The sequence below is a fragment of the Methylobacterium sp. WL7 genome (genome assembly GCF_008040085.1).
In the GTDB taxonomy this organism is placed as follows: domain Bacteria; phylum Pseudomonadota; class Alphaproteobacteria; order Rhizobiales; family Beijerinckiaceae; genus Methylobacterium; species Methylobacterium mesophilicum.
In genome coordinates this window covers 1-8,061 of sequence record NZ_VRVG01000177.1, presented here as the reverse complement: position 1 = coordinate 8,061, position 8,061 = coordinate 1, and the positions used below count along the sequence as shown (strand labels likewise).

Annotated in this window: 8 protein-coding genes and 1 pseudogene; 5 read left to right on the top strand and 4 right to left on the bottom strand. The window is 70.9% G+C overall.

What is annotated here, in order from left to right:
• Positions 1-205 precede the first annotated feature (205 nt).
• Positions 206-1,264, bottom strand: a complete 1,059-nt coding sequence (gene moaA, locus FV233_RS26790) for a GTP 3',8-cyclase MoaA (RefSeq protein WP_187277863.1) — start codon at positions 1,262-1,264, stop codon at positions 206-208.
• Between the two features lie 81 nt (positions 1,265-1,345).
• Between moaA and FV233_RS26785 the strand changes: the two genes are divergently transcribed.
• From FV233_RS26785 to FV233_RS26770, 4 genes are all read left to right on the top strand, one after another.
• Positions 1,346-1,768, top strand: a complete 423-nt coding sequence (locus tag FV233_RS26785) for a DUF971 domain-containing protein (protein WP_147856554.1) — start codon at positions 1,346-1,348, stop codon at positions 1,766-1,768.
• A gap of 78 nt (positions 1,769-1,846) precedes the next feature.
• Positions 1,847-2,074 carry a hypothetical protein gene (locus FV233_RS26780; protein ID WP_147856555.1) on the top strand — a complete coding sequence of 76 codons (228 nt, stop codon included), beginning with the start codon at positions 1,847-1,849 and terminating at the stop codon, positions 2,072-2,074.
• Complete coding sequence (locus FV233_RS26775; protein WP_281408051.1) at positions 2,071-2,364, top strand: type II toxin-antitoxin system RelE/ParE family toxin; 294 nt, start codon at positions 2,071-2,073, stop codon at positions 2,362-2,364. Before FV233_RS26780 ends, FV233_RS26775 begins: the two co-directional genes overlap by 4 nt.
• 114 nt (positions 2,365-2,478) lie before the next feature.
• On the top strand, positions 2,479-2,805 hold the full coding sequence (locus FV233_RS26770; RefSeq protein WP_147856556.1) for a cupin domain-containing protein: 327 nt from the start codon (positions 2,479-2,481) through the stop codon (positions 2,803-2,805).
• Between the two features lie 51 nt (positions 2,806-2,856).
• Here the strand turns inward: FV233_RS26770 and FV233_RS26765 are convergent, their stop codons facing one another.
• Together FV233_RS26765 and mdoH are read right to left on the bottom strand one after the other, a co-directional pair.
• Positions 2,857-3,516, bottom strand: a complete 660-nt coding sequence (locus tag FV233_RS26765; protein ID WP_147856557.1) for a L,D-transpeptidase — start codon at positions 3,514-3,516, stop codon at positions 2,857-2,859.
• 525 nt (positions 3,517-4,041) lie between these two features.
• Positions 4,042-6,012, bottom strand: coding sequence for a glucans biosynthesis glucosyltransferase MdoH (gene mdoH / locus FV233_RS26760; RefSeq protein WP_147899318.1), 1,971 nt, complete (start codon positions 6,010-6,012; stop codon positions 4,042-4,044).
• Between the two features lie 295 nt (positions 6,013-6,307).
• On the opposite strand from mdoH, the gene FV233_RS26755 reads away from it, so the two are divergent.
• On the top strand, positions 6,308-7,804 hold the full coding sequence (locus FV233_RS26755) for a glucan biosynthesis protein (RefSeq protein WP_147899317.1): 1,497 nt from the start codon (positions 6,308-6,310) through the stop codon (positions 7,802-7,804).
• A 136-nt stretch (positions 7,805-7,940) separates the two neighbouring features.
• Here FV233_RS26755 and FV233_RS31400 read toward each other — a convergent pair.
• Positions 7,941-8,061, bottom strand: a pseudogene (locus FV233_RS31400) (ISAs1 family transposase); the annotation flags it as partial.

Sequence of the window (8,061 nt, the reverse complement as noted above, 5' to 3'; positions counted from 1 at the left end):
CTCCCGACCCCCTCCGGGGGCCACCCTCCCCCGCAGAGGGGGGAGGGAAGGCGCGTGCTGTCCTTGGATAGGGTTCTCTTGCGGCCTAGAACCATCCGGACTGCGATGTGTGAATCCGTTAGCCCGCACGGGAGAGGGGGCGCGTCGCGGCCTGCACCGGCCGATGTGGGACCATCGTCGCCCTGCGGGGCGGAGTGTCCGCGCGCTACCCCCCCGTCACGCTCATGTGCCGCGGCACGGCGGCCGGGCGCTGGCGCTCGATGATGAAGTCGTGGCCCTTGGGCTTGCGGGTGATCGCCTCGACCACGGCGGCGGCCAGCACGGCGTCATCTGGGGAGGCGCGCAGCACCGCCCGCAGGTCCGCCGAATCCTCCTGGCCGAGGCACAGGTAGAGCTGGCCGGTGCAGGTCAGGCGCACCCGGTTGCAGCTCTCGCAGAAATTGTGGGTCAGCGGCGTGATGAAGCCGAGCTTGCCGCCGGTCTCCTCGACCCGGACGTAGCGCGCCGGGCCGCCGGTGCGGTCGGAGAGCGGCGTCAGGGTGTAGCGGCTCTCCAGGCGCTGCCGGGCCACCGACAGGGGCAGGAACTGGTCGGTGCGGTCGGCCTCGATCTCGCCCAGCGGCATGACCTCGATCAGCGTCATGTCCATGCCGAGCCCGTGGGCCCAGGCGATCATGTCGGGGATCTCGTCGGCGTTGACGTCGCGCAGCGCCACCGCGTTGATCTTGACCTTCATGCCGGCCGCCCGCGCGGCTGCGATGCCGTCGAGCACCACCGGCAGGTCGCCCCGCCGGGTGATCGCCCGGAACTTCTGGGGGTCCAGCGTATCCAGGGACACGTTGATCCGGCGCACCCCGAGGCTCGCCAGCTCGGCGGCGTAGCGCGTGAGCTGCGTGCCGTTGGTGGTCAGCGTCAACTCGTCCAGCGCGCCCGAATCGAGGTGGCGCGACAGGCGGCGGAACAGGTGCATGATGTCGCGGCGGACCAGCGGCTCGCCGCCGGTGATCCGCAGCTTGCGCACGCCCCGGGCGATGAACACGCCGCAGAGCCGGTCCAGCTCCTCCAGGGTCAGCAGGTCGCGCTTGGGCAGGAACTGCATGGTCTCCGACATGCAGTAGGCGCAGCGCAGGTCGCAGCGATCCGTCACGGAGATGCGCAGGTAGGAGATCGCCCGCTGGAACGGGTCGATCAGCGGTGCGGGACTCGGCGCGCGGGGCGCCTCGGCCGAAAACCCCTGCGGCGTGCTGGAGATGTCATCGAGCATGATTGAGCATATGATGCCCGATACGGTCGTGGGCAAGCCGACCCCGGGCCGCGGCCCCGGAATGCTTGAGGAGTGTGACCCGTGAACGAGGATCTGTGGCCGACCGAGATCCGCCTGTCGGCCGACCGGCGGGTGCTGAACGTCGCCTTCGAGGACGGAGCGCGCTTCGCCCTGCCGGCCGAGTACCTGCGGGTGTCGAGCCCGTCGGCCGAGGTGCAGGGGCATTCGCCCCTGGAGCGCAAGGTGATCGGCGGCAAGCGCGCCGTGGCGATCCTGGCCGTCGAGCAGATCGGCAACTACGCGGTCAAGCTCGGCTTCGACGACATGCACGACACTGGGATCTACGGCTGGAGCTATCTCCACACGCTGGGCCGCGACTACGAATCCCGCTGGCAGACCTACCTCACCGAACTGTCCGAGCGCGGACTCGACCGCGAGACCGCGCGCACCGCCCCGGTGAAGCAGACCGGGGGCTGCGGCTCGGGCTCGTGCGGCTGCCATTGAGGTCGACTGGTCAGAAAGCCGGCAGCTTCCGCGCCATGACGACTTCTCTCGGCAATGATTCCGACGCACGATGACGGCATGACGGAGCTTCTCGACCGAGCCATCGCGCGCGTGCGCATGCTGCCCTCCGAAACCCAGGACGAGCTGGCCGGCGTCCTCCTGCGCCTCGCCGGCGAGGACGAGCCTGTCTACCGGATCAGCCCGGAGGAAGAAGCGTCTTTCGCGAACTCGCGCGCCCAGGCGGAGCGGCGTGATTTCGCTTCGGATGAGCAGATCCGGGCGATCTGGGCGAAGCACGGGCTTTGAGACTGCGCTTTACTGCGGATGCGGCGGCGGAACTTGAGCGTGTGCTCTCGGAGATCGCGCAGGCATCGCCTCAAGGGGCACGACGCATTCAGGGCCGGATCCAGATTGTCCTCGATTTCCTTATGGATCAGCCGAGAAGCGGCCGGTTGACGAGCCTAAAAAATCTGCGGTGCATCGCAGTGCGACCCTACCCGTATTTAATTTTCTACGAGGCTTCCGAAGACGAAGTCGTCATCATCGGAATCCGCCATGGTGCCCGTGCCCCCTCCTCGATGCCGGGAGCGCCGTGACGCGCGGTCGGGCCGATCGGGCGTTCAGATCTGACCGGCGCTTCGGCCGGCGATCGCATCCTAATCTTTGGACGTTCGGTGCGAGCCGGACGTCCCGCCAGCCTCGGAGTCACCATGGCCTTCACCTGCACGATCCCCGCAGTGCCCACGATCCAGCAGGACGACGCCACGGTCCGGATCACCCGCTGGGACTTTCCGCCCGGGTCGGTGACCGGCTGGCACGAGCACGGCTGGCCGTATTTCGTGGTGATGCTGGTCGAGGGCGTGCTGCGCGTCCATGACGGCGCGGCGGTCAGCGAGACCCTGCTGGCGGCCGGGCAATCCTACATGCGGCCGGCCGGGATCCGGCACGACGTCATGAACGGGTCGGAGCATCCGATCGCGTTCATCGAGATCGAGGTGAAGCGCCCCGATGCGCTTGTGACAATGCCCGAGGCCTGAACGCAAAAGGGCCGACCTCGCGGCCGGCCCTGAACGAAAAGTCCCAAAAAATCAGCGCTGTACGATGACCTTCGTGCCGACCTTGGCGCGGGTGTAGAGGTCGGTGACGTCGTCGTTGGTCATGCGGATGCAGCCCGAGGAGACGGCGGTGCCGATGGTCTCCGGCTCGTTCGAGCCGTGGATCCGGTAGATCGAGCCGCCGAGATACATGGCGCGGGCGCCGAGGGGGTTCTCGAGGCCGCCCTTCATGTAGCGCGGCAGGTCTGGCCGGCGGCGCAGCATGGTCGACGGCGGACGCCAATCCGGCCACTCGCGCTTCATCGTGATGGTCTGCACGCCGCCCCAGGTGAAGCCCGGACGGCCGACGCCGACGCCGTAGCGCAGGGCCTGGCCGCCGCCCATCACGTAATAGAGCCGCCGCTCGGCCGTGGAGACCACGATCGTGCCGGCGCCGTAGGGGCCGCTATACGCCACGGTCTCGCGCGGGATCGCCGACATCTGCGGCACCGCCGCGTCCATGGGGTCGGCCGGGTTGAGGGAGGCGTTGGCCACCGGCACCGCCACGGTCTCGATGGCCTGCGGGCGCACCCGCACGGACAGCGCATCGTTCAGAGGCTGACGGGTCAGCGGGTCGATCTCGTAGGCGAACGCCGGCGCGGTGCAGGCGACCGCGCCGAAGAGCCCGACGAGGGCGGGAAGGAAACGACGCATCAAAGCCTCTCGGGGCAGGCGCGAAATGGAGTGGGAACGCAGCGAATTACCGGGGCACGATGCCGTGCCGATCCTCGCCAAGGGGTAAACGCTCGCGTCCCAAAACCAAGCCTCAAACCGCCCCGCTCGGCCGGTTCCGCCCCTCCGTGACTCGATGGCAACACTGTGGCAGCTTGGCCATAAGCGCGGGGGATGGACGAGGGCGGTCGCGCGTGTCGGCGGGCATCGAGGCAACCGCATGGGACATTGCTGGTCCCGATCGAGGCGCGCCTTACACGGACGTTCGAACACCCTGCGTGTCATCCCGGGGCCGCGCGGCGGAGCCCGGGATCCATAACCGCCGAGCTCACGATCTTGCACCGTCGGCGGCTCTGGGTTCCGGGCTCGCCTGCGGCGCCCCGGAATGACAAAGCGATTTGCTCTGCCGACGTCGGCTTGCCGATCGGGGAGCAGAACCACGGGGTCACTGCGTGCCTCGGCGACTTCATGCCGGGCCATCGGCGCGGTGTTTATCCAGCCCGAAGCTCACGCCTCGTCGGCGGCGAGCCAGATCGCGGGCTCGAGGGGCGTTGCGCGGACGAGAGCCGGCGCGGCGGCCGGGAGGCCGCGGATCTGGCTCAGCTCGGCCAGCTCCGGCGCCTGCGCGGTGTCGTCGGCGGTGAGGAACAGGCCCCGGGCCCGGGCGGCGCGGCCGAGATCGGCCCGGCTGGTCCAGACGCTCTGGGCCGGGCTCGCCAGCAGCGCGAGGGCCAAAGGCGCCAGCCACAGGCCGAGCCAGGCATCGCCGGCCCAGACCAGGGCGAAGGCGATCAGCGCCCCGACCACGACGGCGTCGGCCTGGAGCCGGAACGCCTCCGACCAGGAGACCTCCCGGTCGTCGCGGTCCTGGGTCTCCCAGCGCACCACCCGGCCCAGGAAGGTCGAGACCACGGCGCCGGCCGTGAACAGGGTCAGCACCGGCCACAGGATCACCCACGCGGCCTGCTCGAGGGCGGCACTCGCCAGCAGCGCCCGGGTCCCGCCGAACGCCGCCCGGCGCTCGGGCGAGGCGAGGACGTGGCCGAGGCTCAGGACCTTGGGCAGCGCCAGCACGGCGAGGCTGAGGGCGGCGAGGCCGTGGGCGGCGGCGCCGTGGCCGGTCAGCCCGTAGGCGAGCAGGCCGAGGTCGCCGATGCGGGCCGCCTGCCAGGAGGCCAGGCCCAGGAAGGCGATCCAGAGCGGCAGCATGCCGTAGGCCAGGATGCCCACCGCGAGGTGCCAGCGGCTGGCGGCGTGCAGCCCGGCCCAGGGCAGGACGCGCAGGTGCTGCAGGTTGCCCTGGCACCAGCGGCGCTCGCGGCCGAGCAGGTCGACGAGGTTCGTGGGCATCTCCTCCCAGGTACCGCCCATCTCGGGCAGCAGGCGAACCTCCCAGCCGGCCCGGACCATCAGGGCGCCCTCGACGATGTCGTGGCACAGGATCTCGCCGCCGAGCGGCGCCCGCCCCGGCAGGACCGGGAGTTGCGCGTTCTCGGCAAAAGCCTCGATCCGCAGGATCGCGTTGTGGCCCCAGTAGCTGCCCTCAGGGCCCTGCCAGGTCTCCAGGCAGCGCAGGGCCAGGGGCGCGTAGAGGCGCACGGCGAATTGCTGGATCCGGGCGAACAGGGTGTCCCGGCCGGCCGCGTACGAGACGGTCTGGATCAGGCCGGTGCGGGGGCTCTCGTCCATCAGGCCCACGAGCCGGGTCATGGCGGCGCCGGTCATCAGGCTGTCGGCGTCGAGGACGATCATGTAGGCGTATTCCGCGCCGTGGCTGCGGCAGAACGCGCCGATGTTGCCGGCCTTGCGGCCGGTATTCTCGGTCCGGCGGCGGTAGCGGATCCGCGGCAGGGCCGGGTCGGCCTCCGCCCAGGCCAGGATGCGGGCGAATTCATGCTCCTCGACGGCCGCGATCGCGCCGTCCCGGGTGTCCGACAGGACGAAGATGTCGATGGCTTTCCCACAGCCCTGCGCCTGCTCGCGCGCCAGCGAGCGGGCCATCACCCGGAGCCGGGCGAACACCGCCACCGCGTCCTCGGCGTGGATCGCCACCACGGCGGCGGTCCGGCCGGAGCCGGCGGAGGGCGCCTGGGCGGCCTCGGCGCGGCGCTCCAGCACCGACTTCGCCCGGTCGCCCAGGAGCGCGGCCACGAGCCCGTAGACGTATTGGCAGGCCACGAAACCCTGCCAGCCCATCACCAGGCCGAACAGGACCAGGAGGGTCCAGGCCAGCGGGCTGCCGCCGGCCGGGTAGGCGGTGGCAGCCAGCCATGCGAGACCGCCCGCGGTGGCGAGACTCGGGACCGCCAGGGCGAGGCGCCGGGCCAGCAGGGCCCGGCGGCGACCGGCCCAGGCCTCGGGTTCGGGCGGGACCGCGACGGTCCGTACAGGCTGGGGATCGGGAAGGCCCGGACGGGCGTTCCGGTGCGGCCGCTCGGCGGAGGCGGTGACGCGTGAGGAGGGGACGCGTGAGGACATGGCGCGAGAAACTCGACCGTGGAAGCCTGTCGGCCGCCGCGCCGCGTACGGGCGGAAACCGATGAGCGTGGACACCGATATGCGGGGCGAGGACACGCAGCCGACCCGGCCGCACAGGCAGCCGGAGGCCGAACGGATCGATCCCCCCTCCCGACGCAGCGTTCTCAGGACGGCCCTGACCGCGGCTGCCGGCAGTATTCTACCTAGCGCTATAGATCTGAATGGCGCCCGAACATGGGCCGGACCGGCGCTTCAGCCGCAGGGACCGGTCTCCGGGGCTTCTCAGGACGCCGCGATGACCTTCGAGACCCTGTCGGCCCAGGCCGAGCGCCTGGCCGCCGCCCCCTACGCGGCCCCGCCCAGCGAGTTGCCGCCCGCGCTGACCGGGCTGGATTACGACGGCTACCGGAGCATCGTCTTCCGGCCGTCCGAGGGGGTGCCGCTGGGCCGCCATTTCAGTGCGCAGCTGTTCCACCGCGGCTTCCTGCAGCGCAAGCGCGTGGCGCTCTACCTCCAGCCGCGCAGTGGCCCGGCCCGGCCGATCCCGTACGAGAGCCGGATGTTCGACCTCGGCGGGCGGCTCGCCGGCCAGGGTTTTCCGGCCGATCTCGGCTTCGCGGGCTTCCGCCTGCACTACGCCTTCCCGGACACGCCGGCTTGGCGGCCCAAAGGCTTCCAGGAGGAGTTTCTGGTATTTCTCGGCGCCTCCTATTTCCGGCTGCGCGCGGCCGGCCAGGAATACGGGCTCTCGGCGCGGGGGCTCGCAATCGGCACCGGTGCGCCGGAGGGCGAAGAGTTTCCCGACTTCGTCGCCCATTGGCTGTGCGAGCCGGAGCCGGAGGCGCGCAGCCTGACCGTGCTGTCGCTCCTCGACAGCCCGAGCGTGTCCGGCGCCTACCGGTTCGTGATCACCCCCGGGGACCCGGCGCGGATCGCCGTCACCGCGTCGCTCCATCCGCGTACCACGATTCCGCGGCTCGGGTTGGCGCCGCTCACCAGCATGTTCCTGTACGGCCAGAACGGGCCCGGCGCCCGGGGCGCCAAGCCGTTCGACGACTTCCGCCCGCAGGTGCACGATTCCAACGGGCTCTCCGTCGCCACCCCGGGCGACCGGCTGTGGCGGCCGCTGGTCAACGGCCGCCGGCAGCCGCAGATCTCGGCCTTCGCGGCCAAGCCCCTCGCAGGGTTCGGGCTGCTGCAGCGGGAGCGGAGCTTTGCCGCCTATCTGGACGTGGAGGCGCGCCAGGAGGCCCGGCCCGGCCTGTGGGTGTCCCCCGATCGCGGCGACGCCTTCGCGGAGGGCGCCGTGCAGCTCTACGAGATCCCCTCGGACGAAGAGTACATGGACAACATCGTTGCGGCCTTCGCGCCGGCCGATCCGGTGCGGCCGGGCACGGCCCTGCGTCTCGCCTACGGCCTGACCACCGTGGGGGCGGAGCCGGCCGACGCGATCCCGCAGCCCGCGCTCGCCCGGGTCACCGAGACCCGGTTCGGTTCGGCCGAACGCCTGCGCCCGACCGTCCCGCCGAGGCCGGAGCGGCGCCTCTACATGATCGATTTCGAGGGTCCGTCGCTCCCGAAGGGTCCGGACGAGGCCGTCGCCGCGGAGGTCTCGGCCAGCGCCGGCACGCTGCACGAGCCGGTGGCCAACTTCGTGCCGCAGACCGGCGGCTGGCGCATCTACGTGGAGTGGCAACCGCCCCAGCCGATGCCGGCGGGGGACATCGTGCTGCGGGCGCGGCTGGTGCGTGGGGCGAATCCCATCAGCGAGACCTGGGACGCGGCCGTCTGATCTGCGGCGTTCGCACATCTTTCCATGCAGGTCGCGACGAACCCCCTCTCCCGTGCGGGAGAGGGTTGGGGTGAGGGATGCGACCTCTCCGGAAGAACCTGATCCCTCACCCTGTCCCTCTCCCGCCCGGGCAGGGCTATCGCATTTGGCTGATGAGGCTGAGCAAGTATGTGTCGTTCCATGCGGCGCGCTTGATTTTGGCGCGGATGGATCCCTTCGCGGTGTCGGCGCGCAGGAGGTTGAGAGCGAGGCGGCGC